Raw genomic sequence first — 16,449 nt, forward strand, 5'->3', positions numbered from 1 at the left:
GATGAACTCGCCATGCCGCCGGTCGACCTGCACCCGCGCCGCTTCGGCCGGGTCGCGGCCTGCGACGGGGGGCTGATCGAGGTCAGCGGGCTTTCAGTCCCGATCGGGGGCCTGTGCCGGATCGACGACGGCAAGGGCGCTACGCTCACCGCCGAGGTAATCGGCTTCCGCAACGGGCGCACGATGATGATGATGCTCGGCGACAGCGTGCTGCTGCGCCCGGGTGTGCCCGTGCGGCCCGAAGGGCGGCCGGGCATGTTGCCGGTCGGCCCGGCCTTTCTCGGCCGCGCGGTCGACGGCCTCGGCCGCCCGATCGACGGCGGCCCGCCGCTGCGCTCGCGCGCGGAATGGCCCGCCGGCGGCAAGCGCACCGGCGCGCTCGACCGCGCGAGCGTGCGCGAACCGTTCGACACCGGCATTCGCGCAATCAACGCTCTGACGACATTCGGAATCGGCCAGCGCGTCGGCATCATGGCCGGCTCCGGGGTCGGCAAGTCGGTGCTGATCGACATGATCGCGCACGGCGCGGAAGCCGACGTGGTCGTGGTCGGCCTGATCGGCGAGCGCGCGCGCGAGGTCTCGGATTTCGTCGAACGGCATATGCAGGGGGAAGCGGCCGCGCGCACAGCGGTGGTTGCGGTGCCTGCCGACCATGCCGCGAACCTGCGGCTGCGCGGCGCGCTGCTGGCGACTTCGCTCGCCGAGTATTTCCGCGCGCAGGGCCTGCGCGTGCTGCTGATCCAGGACAGCCTGACCCGTATCGCCCATGCGGCGCGGGAGATCGGAATTCTGCTCGGCGAACCCGGCGCGGCGCGCGGCTATCCGCCTTCGGCGCTGTCGACGATCACCAAGCTGGTCGAGCGCGCCGGCAATTCGGCTGAAAGCGGCGGCTCGATCACCGGGATCTATACGGTGCTCGCCGACGGCGACGACCAGAACGATCCCGTCGTGGACACGGCGCGCTCGATCCTCGACGGGCATATCGTGCTCTCGCGCGATCTCGCGCAGCGTGGGCAATATCCGGCGATCGACGTCGGCGCATCGCTCAGCCGCGTGATGAGCGACGTTGCGAGCCCGCAGCAGAACCTGCTCGCGCGGAGCCTGCGCGCGCTCGTTTCGGCGTACGAGAGCAACCGCGACCTGCTGCTGATGGGCGCCTACCGCCCCGGCGCCGATCCGCTGGTCGACCGCGGCATCGCGCTGCATCCGCAGATCGCCGAATTCCTCCAGCAGGACGTCGCCGAGCGCGTCTCGCTGGATCTTGCGGTCGGACAGCTTCAGCAATTGATCGGCAATGACCAGTGATACGTCGCGCCTGCGCCGCGCGCGCCTGATCGAGCGGCTGCGCTCGGCCGAACAGCGCCAGGCCGCGGCCGAAGCGCACCGGGCCGAAGCGGTGCGGCAGAAGCTCGAACAGCTTTCCGAACGCACGCGCACGCTGGCGCAGGTCTACGCCCTGCGAGACACTTCGCGCGACGGCGCCGACTTGCGCAGCGCCACCGTGCTCGGCAGCCATCTCCGCGATCTCGGCGCGACCGCCGCGAAGCAGGCCGAGCATGCCCGGCGCGAGGCGGACGATCGCCTGGCCGACCTCGCGGTGGCCGAGCGCCGCCTGCAGAAAGCGGAGGAAGGGCGCCGCGACCTCGCCCGCGCGATCCATGAGAAGGTCGAGAAACGCGAACCCATCGGCGCGAGGAAAACTGGCACGCATCTTGAATAAACGTGTGTGTTCAATCGCACACGGCAGGCCAATGATTTCTCAGCTTCTTTCCCAGTCCAAGGCGCCCTCGGTTCTCGACCTCGGCGTGGCCGCACCGGCGACAGGCGGCGAAGCGGGCGTGCAGGGCGCGTTCTCGCGTCTCCTCTCCGCCCTCGGCGCCGCCGCGCAAGGCAAGGAGACGTCCGAGGCGTCCGAGACGGCCTCCGAAGGCGAGGGCGATGCCGCTTCGGTCGTCGTGCTGCCGGACATTGCCGGAACCGGCAAGAACTTGCCGGCCGATGCCGAGGCTTTGCCGGAAGCGGCGGAGAACGCCGGTGCCGCGGAGGCCGCACTGGCCGCGCTGGCGCTGACGCCGCCGCAGGTCGTGCAGCCGGTGGCTGGCGAACCGGCGGCGAAGGCAGGGCAGACGCCCGCGCCCGCACCGCAGCTTCCCGTTGGTCTTCCGCTCCCCGCGCAGGCGGCAGACGAGGCCGCCAAGCCGGCGGCGCCGCCCGCCGTCGCGATCCAGGTCGCACCGCTGCCCGTTTCGGGCGAGGCGGCCGCCGCCGCCGCACGCGATCCGGCGCTTGCCGCCGAGAAACCCGCGGCCGGGTTTGCCGGCAAGCTCCAGCCCGCCGGCGCCTCGGCCGAACGCGGGCGCGACCCGGCTGCCGGCGATCGGCCCGCGGCCGAGCTCGCTGCGAAAGCGCCGGGCAAGGTTGCCCCCGAACCCGCGTCGATTCAGGCACCCGCACCGGTGCAGCCTTCGACCGTCGCCGCAGTCCCCTCTGCCGTCGCGAGCGACTCGACGCCGTCCCTCGCCGCCGACAAGCCGGCCATGGAGACCGGCATCGCCCGCGAACTCAGCCGGATCGTCGACAGCCTCGCCTCGGCGCGCGAGGCGATGACCGGCAAGGGCGCCACGCTGGCGCTCGACCATGCCGAATTCGGCGAGCTCTCGCTTCGCTTCGACCAGCGGCGCGACGGCCAGCTCGGCGTCCAGATCGCCGCGACCGATCCCGAGGCGCACCGCGCCGTCGCCGCTGCCGTGGCGGACCGTCCGGCCTTCGCGCAGGGCGACGGAAGTGCGCCGGGCGGGCAGCAGAACGCCCAGAGCGGCGGCAATGGCTCCGCCCGCGGTGGATCGCTCGCCGAGCGCGACGGCGGCTCTGCCGAAGGCAATCCACCGCACCGTGAGCGGCACGAAGGCCGTCGCCGCGCCGACACCGACACCTCCGGGCAGGGCGCTCGCCGCGGCGACGGCTCCGCGATCTACGCCTGACCCGGCCCAATGCATCCAATTCGAGGACCAAGGAATGAGTGACAAGAAGGACAACCAGGACAAGCCCGCCAAGGGCAAGGGACTGCTCAAGCTGCTCGTGGTGGGCGTGCTCGTCGCCGGCGCGGCCGGGGGCACGGTGTTCGGCCTGATGTCGGCCGGCGTGATCCAGATGGCCGGCGCGAATGCCGCCGAAGCCGGCCCGCAGCTCGTGCTCAAGGGGGACAAAGACCCTTACGCGCCGCCCGCGCCCAAGGGCTCGACCGGCGGAGCCGACGTCGTCTACGGCGAGGGCGGTACCAAGTACCGGACCGCCTATTTCAGCTTCGCCGAGGACTTCACCTCGAACCTCAGGAACAGCGACGGCCTCATCCAGGTGAGCCTCGCCGCCTCGACCCGCCGCGACGGGCGCGTGCTGATGTGGCTGGACGAGCACCAGCTCGCGATCCGCTCGCGCATCCTCGTCGAACTTGCCGATACGCCGGAGGAAGAGGTGATAACCAGCGCGGGGAAGACGAAGCTGCAGAAGCGCCTGACCGATGCGGTCAATGCCGTGCTGACCGAGCAGGAAGGCTTCGGCGGGGTCGACAACGTCTACTTCCGGACCTTCATCGTCCAATGACGCGCCGCGCTTCACCGAAGGCGGGGCGCCGTCCGGCGAGCCATGCCGGCGTGCTGCTGCGCGGGCGTGAGGCGCCGGTCGAGCTCGGCCCCGAGTTCGAGCGGTTCGCCGCCCGCCTGTGCGGCGCCGTGCGTGCCAGCGTCGCCGCTGTCGCCAACGATGCCGACGCACGCGTCGCCTCGCTCGGCACGCAGGCGCTCGCGGGGGCGGAGCTGACCGGCCATTGCGCGCCGCTGATCGCCCCGAGCCGGCACCGCTTCGGTGTGGCCGGGCACGCGCTGTTCCTCGCGCTCGACGGGCGTGCGATCCTCGAACAGCTCGACCGCACCTTCGGCGGCACGGGCGAGATCGGCGAGCGCTTGCCGGCCGAGCTGCCGCACACCGCGCGCCTGCTGTCGCAGCGGTTCGAACGGCAGGTCCTCGCGGCCATGGCCGGCGAACTCGGCGGTCTCGAATTCCGCACCGACGACGCTTCACCGGCCGAGCTGCGCGCGCCGTTCGCGCCCGATGCGGAGCTGACTGCGCTGACGCTCGAAGTCACGACCGGCGGGCGCACCTGGCACATCGTGCTCGCGCTCGAGACCGCGGCGCTGTCCTCGCTCCTGCCCAAGCGTGCCTCGGCGCCCCGCGCGCCGGTCTCGCGCCGCAAGCCGGGCATCGACGAGGCGCCGTTTGCCGACCTGCCGCTCGCCACCAGCGCACGCCTGGTCGACATGGAAATGCCGCTCCACCGCCTCGCTGCAATCCAGCCGGGCACCGTTCTTCCGATCATGGTCGCGCGCAACGTGCCGCTGCAGGTGGGCGAGATCGTCATCGCCCGCGGCACCGTGGGCGAAGTCGACGACCAGGTCGCGCTCCAGATCACCCAGACATTCACCGGCCAGACAACCCCCGGAAAGGAAATCCGATGACCGATGCAACCGCTGGCTTCGGCCTGATTCAGGACATCGACGTCCGCCTCACGGTCGAGCTCGGCCGCGCGCAGATGAACCTGCGCGAAGTGCTCGACCTGGCGGAGGAAAGCGTCGTCATGCTCGACCGCCTGACCGACGAGCCGCTCGACGTGCTGGTCAACGGCAAGCTGATCGCCAAGGGCGAAGTCGTCGCCGAGGGCAACCGCTTCGGCCTGCGCATCCTCGAACTGGTCGGCGCCAACCAGCCCGCCGCCGCGCCCCGCGAACGCCGCGCGCCGCCGATCGAGGTAACGACCAAGGCCGGCGCCAAGCAGGCGCCCAAGCAGGCGGAAGGCGCCGCCTGATGTTCTGGTACGTCGTCAAGCTGCTGGTCCTGCTGCCGCTGATCGGCCTGATGATCTGGGGCACGCTGAAGCTCGCCCAGCGCATGCAGGGCAAGTTCGGCGCTCCGCAAGGCGGGACCAAGGCGGTGCGGATCGTCGAGACGACCATGCTTTCGCCGACCATGCGCCTCGCCGTGATCGAGTTCCATGGGCGCGAGATTCTCGTCTCCACCTCGCGTGGGGGCCTGACGCGTCTGGCCGAAGCGCCGGCTCGGCCCGCGACGGAGGACGCGGCGTGAAGCGGCTGACCGCGATCCTGAGCGCACTTGCCGCGCTCGCCATTCCCGCGGCCGCCAAGGCGCAGGCCGCCGTGCCCGGCGCGCTCGACCGTGCGTTCGGCGAGCTGGGCGGCGCGGGCGGAGAGCCGCTGAGCATGTCGCTCCAGTTGCTCCTCGTCATGGGGCTGCTGACGATCCTGCCGGCGCTGATCCTGATGATGACCAGCTTCACGCGGATCATCGTCGTGCTCGCGATCCTGCGCCAGGCGCTCGGCCTGCAGCAGTCGCCGCCCAACCAGGTGCTGATCGGCCTGTCGCTGTTCCTTTCGCTGTTCGTCATGGCGCCCACGCTGGAGCGGGTGAACGACGCCGCGATCGCGCCTTACGCGGCCGGGCAGATGAATGCCGAAGAGGCGATCGAAGTCGCCGGCGACCAGTTCCACGCCTTCATGATCCGCCAGACGCGCGAGCGCGACCTGCAGATGTTCGCCGATATCGCCAATGCGCCGAAGTTCGCCAGCACGGCCGAGGTGCCGTTCTCGATCCTGCTGCCGGCCTTCGTCACCAGCGAGCTCAAGACCGCGTTCCAGATCGGCTTCATGCTGTTCCTGCCGTTCCTGGTGATCGACCTCGTCGTCTCCAGCGTGCTGATGAGCCTCGGCATGATGATGATGAGCCCGATGCTGGTCTCGCTGCCCTTCAAGCTGCTGCTGTTCGTCCTCGTCGACGGATGGGCGCTGCTGATGGGCTCGCTCGCGTCGAGTTTTGCATAGTGGACGAGCTTCCTATCCTCCTCGCACTGGCGGACCGCATGCTGTGGATCACCGCGCTGGTGGCCGCGCCGGTGCTGCTCGCCAGCCTCGCGATCGGCCTCGTCGTCGGGCTGATCCAGGCGGCCACCTCGGTCAACGAGCAGACGCTGACCTTCGTGCCCAAACTCGCCGCGGTGGCGCTCGTGCTGGTCCTCTTCGGCGCCTCGATGATGGCGCTGCTGGGCGACTTCACGCAGGAAATCTTCATGGAAATCGCCAGGATCGGGAAGTGATCGCACTCGATCTCGGCCTCGGCGCGATCGAGCAGGACTTCTGGCGCGTCGTGTTCCTGATGACGCGCATCGGCGCCGCCCTGCTCGCCGCCCCGATCTTCGGCGCCGCCTCGGTCCCGATGACGGTGCGGGTGTGCGTGACCGGGGCGCTGGCGATCTTCGTCGCCGTCTGGCTGCCCGCCGTGACTCCGCCCGAGGCGCTGTTCTCCGCCGCCGGGCTGCTGGCGGTCGCGGGCGAGGTCGCGGTCGGGCTCACGCTCGGCTTCGTGCTCCAGATCGCCTTCGCCGCGCCCGTCATCGCCGCCGAAGTGATCGGCGGGGCGATGGGCATGAGCATGGCCATGGCGGCCGATCCGAACGGCGGCGGGCAGACGACCGCGTTCGGACAGTATTTCACCATCGTGCTGATCCTGATCTTCCTCGCGCTCGGCGCGCATCTGCACTGGATCGCGCTGCTGGTCGAAAGCTACCGCGCCTTTCCCCCGGGCCAGACCTGGCTGGGCGGTGACGGTTTCGCGCAGGTCGCGAGCTTCGCCGGGGCGATGTTCGAGACCGCAGTGCGCATCGCGCTGCCGGTCACGCTGGTGCTGCTGCTGGTGCAGATGCTGACCGGCGTGCTCAGCCGCTCGGCGCCTTCGCTCAACCTCTTCGCGCTCGGCCTGCCGGCAGGCGTGCTGGCCGGGATCGCTGCACTGATTATCGCCGCGCCGATGATCTACGAGCAGTTCGGCGACATTGCCGAAATGGCGCTCGGCCAGACCGAGCGGGTGCTGGTGCAATGAGCGAGACCGCCGGCGAAAAGACCTTCGCGCCGACCGAGAAGCGCAAGCGCGACGCGGCGCGTAAGGGCGACGTCCTGCGCTCGCGCGAAGCGACCACCGCCGCGGGGATCCTGTTCGGCGCCGCATGGCTCATCTTCGCCGGGCCCTGGCTGCTCGACGAGATGAGCCAGATCGTGCGGGAAAGCCTGGTGTTCGACCGCCGCGACATGACCGATTTCCAGCCCGGCCGGATGATGACGGCGAGCCTGTTCGTCGCCCTCCCGCCGATCCTCACGATCGCGGTGCCGATGATCGCGCTGGCGCTGATTACCCAGCTCGGCTTCGGCGGGGAAGGGCGCTGGGTGAACGAGAACCTCGCGTTCAAGGGCTCGCGCATCAATCCGCTGTCCGGCCTCAAGCGCATGTTCGGCCCGACCGGCTGGATCGAGATGGGCAAGGGCATCCTCAAGGTCGCGCTGCTGGGCGCGATCGCCTGGGCCTGGGGGCGGAGCTGGCTTGAGACGATCATGGGCCTCGGCAGCGGCAACCTGTCGCAGCAGCTCAGCGCCGCCTGGGGCGCGGTGACCTCGCTCCTGATCGCGCTGGCCGGCGGGCTGATCGTGATCGCGCTGATCGACGCGCCGGTCCAGTGGCTGCGCCGCAACCAGCGGCTCAAGATGAGCCATCAGGAAATGCGCGATGAGCACAAGCAGGCCGAAGGCTCGCCCGAGGCGCGCGCGCACCGCCGCCAGCGCCAGCGCGAGATCGCGGCCGGCGGCGTGGCGCATTCCATGCGCGAGGCGCAGTTCGTGCTCACCAACCCGACGCACTTCGCGGTCGCGATGGTCTATGATCCCGACAAGGCCGCCGCGCCGATCGTGCTCGCCAAGGGGCGCGGCGACAAGGCGGTGGCGATGAAGGAGCTGGCGCGCGAATACGGCGTGCCGCTGCTGGAATACCCGCAGCTCGCCCGCTCGGTCTATTACACCACGCGCGAGAACCAGACGATCCGCGAGGAGCTCTATGCCGCGGTCGCCTCGGTGCTGGCCTTCGTGTTCTCGCTCAAGCGCGGCGAGGCGCGGCCCGCGCCGGCGGTCGAAGTGCCGGTGGAGCTATGCTTCGATGCCGATGGCCGGCTTGCCCGCTAGCCAGAGTCGAGAGGGGCGGCGCGCGGTCTCTTCCAAGTTTTTGGTTCACGCGGAGACGCGGAGACGCGGAGGGGGGTGCCAGCGGCGCAGCCGCACTCAGACCGCTACCGTGCTTTCATGCGGACCCTTTGCATTGTGAAGAATGCCTGCGGCACCGGGCGCTTCCCCTCCGCGTCTCCGCGTGAATCAAAATCATCTAAATTTCCCTCTCCTCAAAGGGGAGATGGCTAACATCGACGCCGCCTCTTAAGCATCGTGCGCCGGAGCCGTTCTCAGCGGCATGAGCGAAATGTCGTCCATCATCGCCGGTCTCGGAGCAGGTAGCGGGATCGATATGGTCAAGCTGGCGAGCGATCTCGCCGACGCGCAGTTCGCGCTGCGCAACGACCGGCTGGCTGCGAAGACGGAGAAGCTCGAACAGCAGATTTCCGCAGCATCCTCGCTCAAGAACACGCTGTCGGCGCTGGCCGGCGCGCTCGGCGATCGCGTGCGCGCGGGCGATCTCGCGGTCAAGCCGCAGATCGGCAACCCGGCCGTCGCCACGGCGTCGAGCCCTTCGGGCACGACCGGATCCGGCTCCTATAGCCTCGAGGTGCTCGCGCTCGCCCGCGGGCAAACGCTGGCGAGCCCCGCCGTGGCGGATCCGGCCGCGGTCGTCGGTGCCGGGTCGCTGACCTTCCGCTTCGGCACGACCGACGGCACGGGTTTCACGGCCGATGCGGAGCAGGCGGCCGTCACCGTCGACATCGCCAGCGGCTCGACGCTCACCGACATCGCCAACGCGATCAACGCCAAGAAGGCCGGCATCAGCGCCTATGTCGCGCAGACGGCGCAGGGGGCCCAACTGGTGCTCAAAGGGCCCGAAGGGGCGCAGAGCGGGTTCATCGTCGAGGCGACCGAAACCGCGGGCGAAGAAGGGCTGGGGGCACTGGCGTGGGATCCCACCGCCGGTGGCGATCCGGCCCGCCTGCTGGCGGCATCGGCCGATGCCGAATTCAAGCTCGACGGTCTCGCGATGACCAGCGCGACCAATGACGTCGGTACGGTGGCGCCCGGGCTCGAACTCGAGCTGACCGGCACCAACGCCGGCATGCCGACGACGATCGGCTTCCCCAGCCCGGTCGGCACGATCGCCACGGCGATGCAGGACATCGTCGGCGCTCTGAACGAAGTGGTGAGCGAGCTCTACACCGCGACCGATCCGATGAGCGGCGATCTGGCGCGCGACCCTGGCGCTCGCGCGCTCAAACGCACCCTTTCGGAGCTGTCCGGCACGGTGATCATGCCGAATGCGCCCGAGGGCGCGCCGCGCACGCTGGCCGATCTCGGCCTCGTGATCCAGCGCGACGGCACCTTCCGCCTCGACACCCAGCGTCTCGACGCGACGCTCGAGCGCGATCCGGGCGGTGTCGCCGCGATGTTCACCACCGGACTTTACGGCGTCTACGCGACGGTCGACCGGATCTCCCGCCAGGCGTCGCGCACCGGCGATCCCGGCTCGCTCGCCGGATCGATCGCGCGTTACCAGTCGCAATCGACCGACCTGTCGGACGAGGCCGCGAAGCTGGCCGACCAGCAGGAAGCGCTGCGCGCGAACATGGTCGCGCGGTTCGCCAAGGCGGATTCGCGCATCGCCGCGTCGCAGTCGACGCTGTCGTTCCTCCAGTCGCAGATCGACGCCTGGAACGCGAGTAAGGACTAGGGTTCCAACAATGCTGGCGCTGACCGATCCGCACGAGGCCTATCGCCGCAGCTCGCTCGACGCGCGGGTGCAGGGCGGCGATTCCGCCGCGCTGGTGCAGCTCTGCCTCGAGCAGGCGATCGCGAGCCTCGGCTCCGCGCTGTTCGCGCAGGAACGCGGCGATCCCATGCTGCGGAGCAAGGCGCTGACCCGCGCGCTGACCGCGATCACCGCGCTGGAAATGGGCGTGGACCGCGAGGCCCCGCTGGCCGAGGCGCTGCTGCAGGTCTACGGCGCCGCGCGCCACGCCGTGCTGGGCAGCGCGACAGATTTCAACGGCGATCTGCTCGCCGCCGTGCGGCAGGATTTCCTCGAGATCGAGACGGCGCTGCGCGGTGCCGAACGCTCGCCCGCAACGGGGTAATCGATCCGCGCTTTACAATCTTTAACGTTTGCAGAACCCTTCGCGTTAAGTTAACGCCGCGCCGCTGACCGGGGGGTTCGATTGACGTTGGGGGCGCACAATTCCCGCACTGGCCTCGCACCGACCAACCGCTGCTCGCCGAATGTGAGGTCGAGCGGCCAGGACGGATGCCGGCCATGGAGGTGACCGGGGGCGCCGGGCCCGTGCACGTGATCGACTTCGATTCGCGCCGCCGCGCGGAGATCTCGCGCGACCTGATGGAGCGGCGAATTCATGCCGAAATCTACGAGAATATCGACGAGTTCCTGCGTATTCTGCCGCCGCACGGGGCCGTGCTGATGGTCGAGCGCATCGACGGCGACGTACTTTCCGAGTTCCTGGCCGGCCTGCGCGGAAGGGGCAGGTACTACCCCGTTTCGGTCTATTGCGAGGCGCCGCAGCCGGAGCAGGTCGTCCACGCGATGCGCGAAGGGGCGCTCGACTACCTGCGCTGGCCGTTCGAGCCCGAGCTGCTCGACGATACGCTGCGGAGGTTAGGCGAGGAAGGTGACCGCAGGCGCAAGATCGAGCTGGCGCGGGCCCAGGCGAAAGCCTCGGTTGAACAGCTCACCGGGCGCGAGCACGACGTGCTCGTCTCGATGCTGAAGGGCAACTCGAACAAGCAGATCGCGAGCGAGCTCGATCTCAGCCCGCGGACGGTGGAGATCTACCGCAAGAACGTGATGCGCAAGCTCGATGCCAAGTCCACATCCGAAGCGGTGCGGATCGGGATCTACGCCGACCTGTGGGAACTGCCGGTCGCCTGACCCACGCCCAGCATGAAGGTGATCCAGGCGCGCACCAGCGCGGCCGGCAGCGTATCCGACGTGACCAGCGTTTCCCCGGTGTCGCCGTTGAGCCAGATGCGCACCGTGGCGGGGCTGGCCGCCCCTGCACACGATACGACTTCGTAGCGGAGCGCGGTTCCGATCAGCGCGATTGCCGCCGCCTCGAACGCCTGCCGCTGGAGAAGTTCGTCGAACGCCGTCTCGTCCAGCGTGCAGGCGGCAAGCGCACGGAACGGCGGCGGTGCGAGGGCGGCGAGACTGTACGCCAGCCGCAGGACGTTCTCGAGCGGCGCCTCCGCCATCGTCCAGGCGCCCAGCCGGGTGAGGCTTTCGAACCAGCTCAACGCATCGAGGCAGGCAGTGTCGCGCGGCTCCATAGGGCGCCCCCTCTCGCTTCTGTCGCGAAATATACACCTGTTAGCGCCGAACCGGAAATATTGCGCGGCGGGCGGAGGTCCCGCGCGGGCGTGAGGGGGGGTCTGCCCCGCGCCAGAATCGCTGTTCTCGGCGCGGAGTTACGTTTCGGGCGCGCGATGCGAATGGTGTCATCCGGATGTCACGCTGCTATCGCACCGGGCCACCATCCAGATTCTCGGGGACTCGCAAAATGCCTGCACCGCTCGCCACCGACCGCCGCTCGTTTCTCGCCGCAACCGGCAGCGCCTTTGCCGCGCTCGCGGCGAGCGGCTGTTCGACCACCATGGCGGGCGCCTCGCGCAGCGCGGGCTACGGTCCGCTGCGGCCGGACCCGGCGGGGCTGATCGACCTGCCCGAAGGCTTCTCCTACCGCGTGCTCTCGAAGCTCGGCGATGCGATGAGCGACGGCTTCACCGTGCCCGACGCGGCCGACGGCATGGGCTGCTTCGATCTCGGCGATGGCAAGATCGCGCTGGTCCGCAATCACGAGCTCGTGCCCGGCAAGGACGGCGGCGGCGTTGCGGGCCCGGCGTTCGACACAGTGGCACGCAGCCTCGTCCCGCTGCCCGGCGGGACGACCACGCTGGTGCTCGATGCCGAAACGCTGGCGGTGGAGAAGGAGTACCGCTCGCTCGCCGGCACGATCCGTAACTGCGCGGGCGGGGTGACGCCATGGGGAAGCTGGCTGACCTGCGAGGAAGCGCCGGTGCGCGCCGACGGCCGGATCAACCAGGATCACGGCTGGACCTTCGAAGTGCCGGCAACCGCGCCCGGACTGGTCGATCCCGTGCCGCTGAAGGCCATGGGCCGCTTCAATCACGAGGCCGCCTGCGTCGATCCCGCGACCGGGATCGTCTACCAGACCGAGGACCGCGACGACAGCCTGCTCTACCGCTTCATCCCGAGCGTGCCGGGCAAGCTGGCCGAAGGCGGCAAGCTCCAGGCGCTCGCGCTCGTCGATGCGCCGGCGGACACGCGCAACTGGCAGGGCGCGCCGATGCCCACGCAGGCCTGGGCCGAGGTGCGCTGGGTCGATCTCGACAACGTCGAGGCGCCCGAGGACGACCTGCGCCAGCGCGGCGCGGCGGCGGGCGCGGCGCTGTTCGCGCGCGGCGAGGGCATCCACATGGGCGACGATGAGCTCTACTTCTGCTGCACCAGCGGCGGCGCGGCCAAGCTCGGCCAGATCTTCCGCCTCGTCCCGGGCCGCGGCGGGCAGGCCGACCGGCTGCAGTTGTTCTTCGAATCGACCAGCCCCGACCAGTTCAACTACGGCGACAACCTGACGGTCGGGCCGAACGGCCACCTTGTGGTGTGCGAGGACCAGTACACCGACGTGGTCGAGAACCACCTGCGCGGGATCACGCCGGAAGGCACGGCCTATCCGCTCGCCTTCCTGCACGAGCAGACCGAATGGGCCGGCGCCTGCTTCTCCCCCGACGGCCGCACGCTGTTCGTCAATGCCTACAGCCCGGCCAAGACCTTCGCGATCCAGGGGCCGTGGATCGCGTAAGGGGGGCGACGGGACGATGCCGAAATAGCGGCTTGTCCCCGAAGCGCTCCGCCCGCATGATCCGGCGCGATGCCTTCGCTGTTCTTCGCATTCGTCGCGGTGCTGCTGGGCACGATCGGCAGCAGGGACCAGTTGGTCGTCGCGCATTTCTCCAGCGCCTCGCGGCGGGGGGCCGGGATCCTGGCGGCGGCGGTGGTCAGCGCGGTGCTGTCGGCGCTGGCGATGGCGCTCGCGGGGCAGGTGATCTCCGGTCTGCTGCCCGCTGCGGCGAAGACCATGCTGGTTGCGATGGCGCTGCTCTTCGCTGCGGTCGAGCTCGCCTGGCCCTCGCGCTACGCCGCGCCGGAGGAGCCGACCCGCTCGCTCGCGGCGATCGTGATCGTGCTGGTGGCGAAGCAGTTCGGCGACGGGGCTCGGTTCCTCGTCTTCGCGATCGCCGCCGCGACGGGGGCACCCCTGCTGGCGGGGATCGGCGGCGCGCTCGGCGGGGCGCTCGCGCTGGCGGCGGCCTGGGCGGCCGGCGCCGCGCTGGTGCATCGCATGCCGCTACGTGCTGTCCGGCTGACATTGGCGGCGGCGACGCTCGCGCTCGCGGTATTCATCGGCCTTTCCGCGCGCGGGATCATAGCATGATCGACGGAGGCGATCAGTGAAACCCCCGAAAGCGGTGAAACCGATCGGCACCCATCGCGTTCGATAGACGAACCATTCTCCAGAACAACGAAGGGACGGACCATGACCCAGAAGGGCGACAACTCGAAAAAGGCACTGGTCGATGCGCTGAACGGCGCGCTGGCGGACACGCTGGCGCTTTACGTTAAGACCAAGAACTTCCACTGGCACGTGGCCGGCCCCCGCTTTCGCGACCTCCACCTCCTGTTCGACGAGCAGGCGGCGCAACTGGTCGGCACGGTCGATCTGATCGGCGAGCGCGTGCGCAAGAACGGCGAGGTCACGCTGACCTCGATCGGCTCGATCGCCAAGGCGACCCAGGTCTCCGACCAGGACGACGCGACGCTCGATGCCGACGCGATGGTCAAGGAACTGCGCGACGACAACCGCAAGCTCCACACGCGCCTCAATGACGTGAAGGACGCGGCCGAGGAAGCCGGCGACAACGCCACCAGCGGGATCGTCGACGACTGGATCGACGAGGCGGAGGAGCGCATCTGGTTCCTCACCCAGACGCTCAAGTAAGCGCACTCGTATTCACGGGCCGAAAAACCCGCGGCGACGCTTGGTCGCCGCGGGTTTCTTGCTATGCAGGGTCCATGGCGGATGTGACCCTGATCGAAGGCGCGGACGACGCGCGGATTGCCGAGTGGCTGGGCGGGCGGATCGAGCGCGCACTGGCCGAGACCCACGGGTCGGCGGCGATCACCATGCCCGGTGGGTCGACGCCCTTTCCGATCCTCGAGCGGCTGGCCCGTGCGCCGATCGACTGGGCCCGCCTGCTCGTCTGGCCGGGGGACGACCGGATTGTTCCCGAAGATCATCCGGCGAGCAACACCGGCCGCATCCGCGCCGCGCTCGAACCGCTCGGCGCCGAAGTGGTGACGCTGACCGAGATGGAGCAGGTTCCCCGCTTCGCGCTCGCGTGGCTGGGCATGGGGGCCGACGGGCACATCGCCTCGCTCTTCCCCAACACCGACCCGCAAGTGAACGACCCCGCCCCCATCCGCCGGCTGACGCCCGATCCACTGCCGCCGGAGGCGCCGTTCGACCGCGTCACGCTGACCATCCCCTCGCTGCTCGCCAGCGACGAACTGCTGTTCGTGATCCGCGGGGCGGACAAGCGGGCGGTGTTCGAAGCGGCCATGCGCGGCGAGCACGACCTGCCGGTCGCCCGCCTGCTTGCGGCCGCGACCCAGCCGGTCACGTGCTTCGCCTGATCCCCGCTTCGCTGCACCGCCGGGCCTATCGCCTGGCTCACACGGTGCGTGCGCACTGGCGGCGGATCGTCAAGCCGCAGCTCAGCGGATGCGCGGTGATCGCCACCGATATCGAAGGGCGCCTGCTGCTGGTGCGGCTGAGCTACGGCAGCGAAGCGTGGTCGCTTCCCACAGGCGGCGTCCGTCGCGGCGAAGATCCCGAACGCGCCGCGCGCCGCGAGCTGCTGGAGGAGACCGGGTGTGAAGCGCACGCGATGAAGTTGCTGGGTGTGCAGGAGGAAACCTCGTTCGGCGCGCCGAACAGGGTCCATGTTTTCGCCACCCGCGTTTCCGACACTCCGCGGCCCGACATGCGCGAGATCATCGAGGCGCGGCTGTTCCCACCGCATTCGCTGCCTGAACCTCTCGGCGAACGCACGCGCCGCCGGCTCACCCTCTGGCGCGAGCGGTCATAGCAGGAGCGAGAGCTGCGCCTCGTCGCGCGGCCGCTCCTGCGCGCCGCCGGCCTGCTCGAGGTTGGACAGGGTGAGCCCCATCAGCCGGATCGGCAGCGGCAGGGGCAGCAAGGCTTCGAGCAGCTCGTGCCCGAGGCGGGCGAACTCGACTTTGTCCGCGACGTTGCGCGGCAGGCTGCGCGCGCGGGTGACGATCTGGAAATCGGTGTACTTCATCTTCAGCGTGACCGTGCGGCCCTTCGCTCCGGTGCGCTCGATGCTCTCCCATACCACGTCGACGATGTTGTCGAGCGCCTCGCGCAAGGCATGGCCGCTAGAGATGTCCTCGCCATAGGTCCGTTCGCCGCCGACCGACTTGCGGATGCGATTGGCGCGCACGGGCCTGAGGTCGATTCCCCGTGCGGCGCGGTAGAGGTAGTCGGCGAAGCTGCCGAAGTTGGCGCGCAGGAAGGCGATGTCCTTCGCCGCGAGATCGGCGCCGGTCGCGATCCCGAGCCGGGCCATCTTCTCCGCGCCTTTCGGTCCGATCCCGTGGAATCGCCGCACCGGCAGCCCGGCGACGAACGCCGCGCCCTCGCCCGGCCGGATCACGCACAGCCCGTCGGGCTTGTTCTGGTCGCTCGCGAGCTTGGCGAGGAACTTGTTGTACGAGACGCCGGCGCTCGCGGTCAGCCCGGTCTCCTCGCGGATGCGCTGGCGGATGAGCTGCGCGATGCGCGTCGCCGAGCCGATGCCGCGGATGTCGTCGGTCACGTCGAGGTAGGCTTCGTCGAGGCTCAGCGGCTCGACGTGCGGGGTGTAGTGGCGGAAGATCGCGCGGATCTGCTGCGACACTTCCTTGTAGACGTCGAAGCGCGCGCGGACGAAGATCAGGTCCGGGCACAGCCGCTTGGCGGTGACCGAAGGCATCGCGCTGCGCACCCCGAACTTGCGCGACTCGTAACTCGCCGCCGCGACTACTCCGCGCCCGCCCGATCCGCCGACCGCCACCGGCTTGCCGCGCAGCTCCGGATTGTCGCGCTGCTCGACGCTGGCGAAGAAGGCATCCATGTCGACATGGATGATCTTGCGCAGGCCCTGCGCCTCGTCGGCCTCTTCTTCCTCATATGCCGGATCGTCCATCGCGGATCAGGATAATCCCCCCGGTTGCAAAGCGGAACCGTTCGTCGCA

General features: G+C 69.7%; 21 protein-coding genes. 19 read left to right on the top strand and 2 right to left on the bottom strand.

Annotation, left to right across the window (positions count from 1 at the left end):
• The first annotated feature begins 12 nt into the window (after positions 1-12).
• From ETX26_RS00325 to ETX26_RS00390, 14 genes are all read left to right on the top strand, one after another.
• Positions 13-1,305 (top strand): FliI/YscN family ATPase, encoded by a 1,293-nt coding sequence (locus tag ETX26_RS00325; RefSeq protein ID WP_129524072.1) that lies wholly within the window; start codon positions 13-15, stop codon positions 1,303-1,305.
• Entirely contained in the window at positions 1,295-1,720 is a 426-nt protein-coding gene (locus tag ETX26_RS00330) for a hypothetical protein (protein ID WP_129522737.1), read from the top strand. The genes ETX26_RS00325 and ETX26_RS00330 overlap by 11 nt, the downstream gene beginning before the upstream one ends.
• A gap of 31 nt (positions 1,721-1,751) precedes the next feature.
• Positions 1,752-2,981 (top strand): hypothetical protein, encoded by a 1,230-nt coding sequence (locus tag ETX26_RS00335; protein WP_129522738.1) that lies wholly within the window; start codon positions 1,752-1,754, stop codon positions 2,979-2,981.
• A gap of 34 nt (positions 2,982-3,015) precedes the next feature.
• Positions 3,016-3,600: a flagellar basal body-associated FliL family protein gene (locus ETX26_RS00340; RefSeq protein WP_129522739.1), complete on the top strand. Its 585-nt coding sequence runs from the start codon at positions 3,016-3,018 to the stop codon at positions 3,598-3,600.
• Positions 3,597-4,511 (top strand): FliM/FliN family flagellar motor switch protein, encoded by a 915-nt coding sequence (locus tag ETX26_RS00345; protein ID WP_129522740.1) that lies wholly within the window; start codon positions 3,597-3,599, stop codon positions 4,509-4,511. The genes ETX26_RS00340 and ETX26_RS00345 overlap by 4 nt, the downstream gene beginning before the upstream one ends.
• Positions 4,508-4,858: a flagellar motor switch protein FliN gene (gene fliN, locus ETX26_RS00350; protein WP_129522741.1), complete on the top strand. Its 351-nt coding sequence runs from the start codon at positions 4,508-4,510 to the stop codon at positions 4,856-4,858. The genes ETX26_RS00345 and fliN overlap by 4 nt, the downstream gene beginning before the upstream one ends.
• On the top strand, positions 4,858-5,136 hold the full coding sequence (locus ETX26_RS00355) for a flagellar biosynthetic protein FliO (RefSeq protein WP_129522742.1): 279 nt from the start codon (positions 4,858-4,860) through the stop codon (positions 5,134-5,136). Before fliN ends, ETX26_RS00355 begins: the two co-directional genes overlap by 1 nt.
• On the top strand, positions 5,133-5,888 hold the full coding sequence (gene fliP / locus ETX26_RS00360; RefSeq protein WP_129522743.1) for a flagellar type III secretion system pore protein FliP: 756 nt from the start codon (positions 5,133-5,135) through the stop codon (positions 5,886-5,888). The genes ETX26_RS00355 and fliP overlap by 4 nt, the downstream gene beginning before the upstream one ends.
• Positions 5,888-6,160 carry a flagellar biosynthetic protein FliQ gene (locus tag ETX26_RS00365; protein WP_129522744.1) on the top strand — a complete coding sequence of 91 codons (273 nt, stop codon included), beginning with the start codon at positions 5,888-5,890 and terminating at the stop codon, positions 6,158-6,160. The genes fliP and ETX26_RS00365 overlap by 1 nt, the downstream gene beginning before the upstream one ends.
• A complete protein-coding gene (gene fliR / locus ETX26_RS00370; protein WP_129522745.1) occupies positions 6,157-6,942 on the top strand; it encodes a flagellar biosynthetic protein FliR in 786 nt (261 codons plus the stop codon). Before ETX26_RS00365 ends, fliR begins: the two co-directional genes overlap by 4 nt.
• On the top strand, positions 6,939-8,069 hold the full coding sequence (locus ETX26_RS00375; RefSeq protein ID WP_129522746.1) for an EscU/YscU/HrcU family type III secretion system export apparatus switch protein: 1,131 nt from the start codon (positions 6,939-6,941) through the stop codon (positions 8,067-8,069). The genes fliR and ETX26_RS00375 overlap by 4 nt, the downstream gene beginning before the upstream one ends.
• 280 nt (positions 8,070-8,349) lie before the next feature.
• Complete coding sequence (gene fliD / locus ETX26_RS00380) at positions 8,350-9,771, top strand: flagellar filament capping protein FliD (RefSeq protein ID WP_129522747.1); 1,422 nt, start codon at positions 8,350-8,352, stop codon at positions 9,769-9,771.
• Between the two features lie 10 nt (positions 9,772-9,781).
• Positions 9,782-10,174: a flagellar protein FliS gene (locus tag ETX26_RS00385; protein WP_129522748.1), complete on the top strand. Its 393-nt coding sequence runs from the start codon at positions 9,782-9,784 to the stop codon at positions 10,172-10,174.
• A gap of 176 nt (positions 10,175-10,350) precedes the next feature.
• The gene (locus ETX26_RS00390; protein ID WP_165271667.1) at positions 10,351-10,980 is read left to right on the top strand and encodes a response regulator transcription factor; all 630 of its coding nucleotides are present in this window, start codon (positions 10,351-10,353) and stop codon (positions 10,978-10,980) included.
• On the opposite strand, the gene ETX26_RS00395 is transcribed toward ETX26_RS00390, so the two are convergent.
• Positions 10,947-11,378, bottom strand: coding sequence for a hypothetical protein (locus ETX26_RS00395; RefSeq protein ID WP_129522750.1), 432 nt, complete (start codon positions 11,376-11,378; stop codon positions 10,947-10,949). The two genes, ETX26_RS00390 and ETX26_RS00395, sit on opposite strands and share 34 nt — an antisense overlap.
• Positions 11,379-11,608: 230 nt before the next feature.
• Here ETX26_RS00395 and ETX26_RS00400 point away from each other — a divergent pair, with 230 nt between their 5' ends.
• The 5 genes from ETX26_RS00400 (at position 11,609) to ETX26_RS00420 (ending at position 15,278) form a co-directional block, all read left to right on the top strand.
• Positions 11,609-12,931 carry an alkaline phosphatase PhoX gene (locus tag ETX26_RS00400; protein WP_129522751.1) on the top strand — a complete coding sequence of 441 codons (1,323 nt, stop codon included), beginning with the start codon at positions 11,609-11,611 and terminating at the stop codon, positions 12,929-12,931.
• 69 nt (positions 12,932-13,000) lie between these two features.
• Positions 13,001-13,564 carry a hypothetical protein gene (locus ETX26_RS00405; protein ID WP_129522752.1) on the top strand — a complete coding sequence of 188 codons (564 nt, stop codon included), beginning with the start codon at positions 13,001-13,003 and terminating at the stop codon, positions 13,562-13,564.
• 102 nt (positions 13,565-13,666) lie between these two features.
• Positions 13,667-14,128 (top strand): Dps family protein, encoded by a 462-nt coding sequence (locus ETX26_RS00410; RefSeq protein WP_129522753.1) that lies wholly within the window; start codon positions 13,667-13,669, stop codon positions 14,126-14,128.
• Positions 14,129-14,202: 74 nt separating this feature from the next.
• Entirely contained in the window at positions 14,203-14,823 is a 621-nt protein-coding gene (locus tag ETX26_RS00415; protein WP_129522754.1) for a 6-phosphogluconolactonase, read from the top strand.
• The gene (locus ETX26_RS00420; RefSeq protein WP_129522755.1) at positions 14,811-15,278 is read left to right on the top strand and encodes an NUDIX hydrolase; all 468 of its coding nucleotides are present in this window, start codon (positions 14,811-14,813) and stop codon (positions 15,276-15,278) included. The genes ETX26_RS00415 and ETX26_RS00420 overlap by 13 nt, the downstream gene beginning before the upstream one ends.
• Here ETX26_RS00420 and dinB read toward each other — a convergent pair.
• On the bottom strand, positions 15,273-16,400 hold the full coding sequence (gene dinB, locus ETX26_RS00425; RefSeq protein WP_129522756.1) for a DNA polymerase IV: 1,128 nt from the start codon (positions 16,398-16,400) through the stop codon (positions 15,273-15,275). The genes ETX26_RS00420 and dinB overlap by 6 nt on opposite strands.
• Between the last annotated feature and the right edge of the window lie 49 nt (positions 16,401-16,449).

Origin of the sequence: Pelagerythrobacter rhizovicinus (assembly GCF_004135625.1) — a bacterium.
Taxonomy (GTDB): Bacteria; Pseudomonadota; Alphaproteobacteria; order Sphingomonadales; family Sphingomonadaceae; genus Pelagerythrobacter; species Pelagerythrobacter rhizovicinus.

Excerpts from the sequence above, each read along its gene's own strand:
- ETX26_RS00395 (WP_129522750.1), bottom strand. The coding sequence starts at position 11,378 with ATGGAGCCGCGCGACACTGCCTGCCTCGATGCGTTGAGCTGGTTCGAA.
- ETX26_RS00415 (WP_129522754.1), top strand. The coding sequence starts at position 14,203 with ATGGCGGATGTGACCCTGATCGAAGGCGCGGACGACGCGCGGATTGCC.
- ETX26_RS00345 (WP_129522740.1), top strand. The coding sequence starts at position 3,597 with ATGACGCGCCGCGCTTCACCGAAGGCGGGGCGCCGTCCGGCGAGCCAT.
- ETX26_RS00390 (WP_165271667.1), top strand. The coding sequence starts at position 10,351 with ATGGAGGTGACCGGGGGCGCCGGGCCCGTGCACGTGATCGACTTCGAT.
- ETX26_RS00325 (WP_129524072.1), top strand. The coding sequence starts at position 13 with ATGCCGCCGGTCGACCTGCACCCGCGCCGCTTCGGCCGGGTCGCGGCC.
- ETX26_RS00405 (WP_129522752.1), top strand. The coding sequence starts at position 13,001 with ATGCCTTCGCTGTTCTTCGCATTCGTCGCGGTGCTGCTGGGCACGATC.
- dinB (WP_129522756.1), bottom strand. The coding sequence starts at position 16,400 with ATGGACGATCCGGCATATGAGGAAGAAGAGGCCGACGAGGCGCAGGGC.
- ETX26_RS00330 (WP_129522737.1), top strand. The coding sequence starts at position 1,295 with ATGACCAGTGATACGTCGCGCCTGCGCCGCGCGCGCCTGATCGAGCGG.
- fliN (WP_129522741.1), top strand. The coding sequence starts at position 4,508 with ATGACCGATGCAACCGCTGGCTTCGGCCTGATTCAGGACATCGACGTC.
- ETX26_RS00340 (WP_129522739.1), top strand. The coding sequence starts at position 3,016 with ATGAGTGACAAGAAGGACAACCAGGACAAGCCCGCCAAGGGCAAGGGA.
- fliD (WP_129522747.1), top strand. The coding sequence starts at position 8,350 with ATGAGCGAAATGTCGTCCATCATCGCCGGTCTCGGAGCAGGTAGCGGG.
- ETX26_RS00335 (WP_129522738.1), top strand. The coding sequence starts at position 1,752 with ATGATTTCTCAGCTTCTTTCCCAGTCCAAGGCGCCCTCGGTTCTCGAC.
- ETX26_RS00375 (WP_129522746.1), top strand. The coding sequence starts at position 6,939 with ATGAGCGAGACCGCCGGCGAAAAGACCTTCGCGCCGACCGAGAAGCGC.
- ETX26_RS00355 (WP_129522742.1), top strand. The coding sequence starts at position 4,858 with ATGTTCTGGTACGTCGTCAAGCTGCTGGTCCTGCTGCCGCTGATCGGC.
- ETX26_RS00410 (WP_129522753.1), top strand. The coding sequence starts at position 13,667 with ATGACCCAGAAGGGCGACAACTCGAAAAAGGCACTGGTCGATGCGCTG.
- ETX26_RS00400 (WP_129522751.1), top strand. The coding sequence starts at position 11,609 with ATGCCTGCACCGCTCGCCACCGACCGCCGCTCGTTTCTCGCCGCAACC.
- ETX26_RS00385 (WP_129522748.1), top strand. The coding sequence starts at position 9,782 with ATGCTGGCGCTGACCGATCCGCACGAGGCCTATCGCCGCAGCTCGCTC.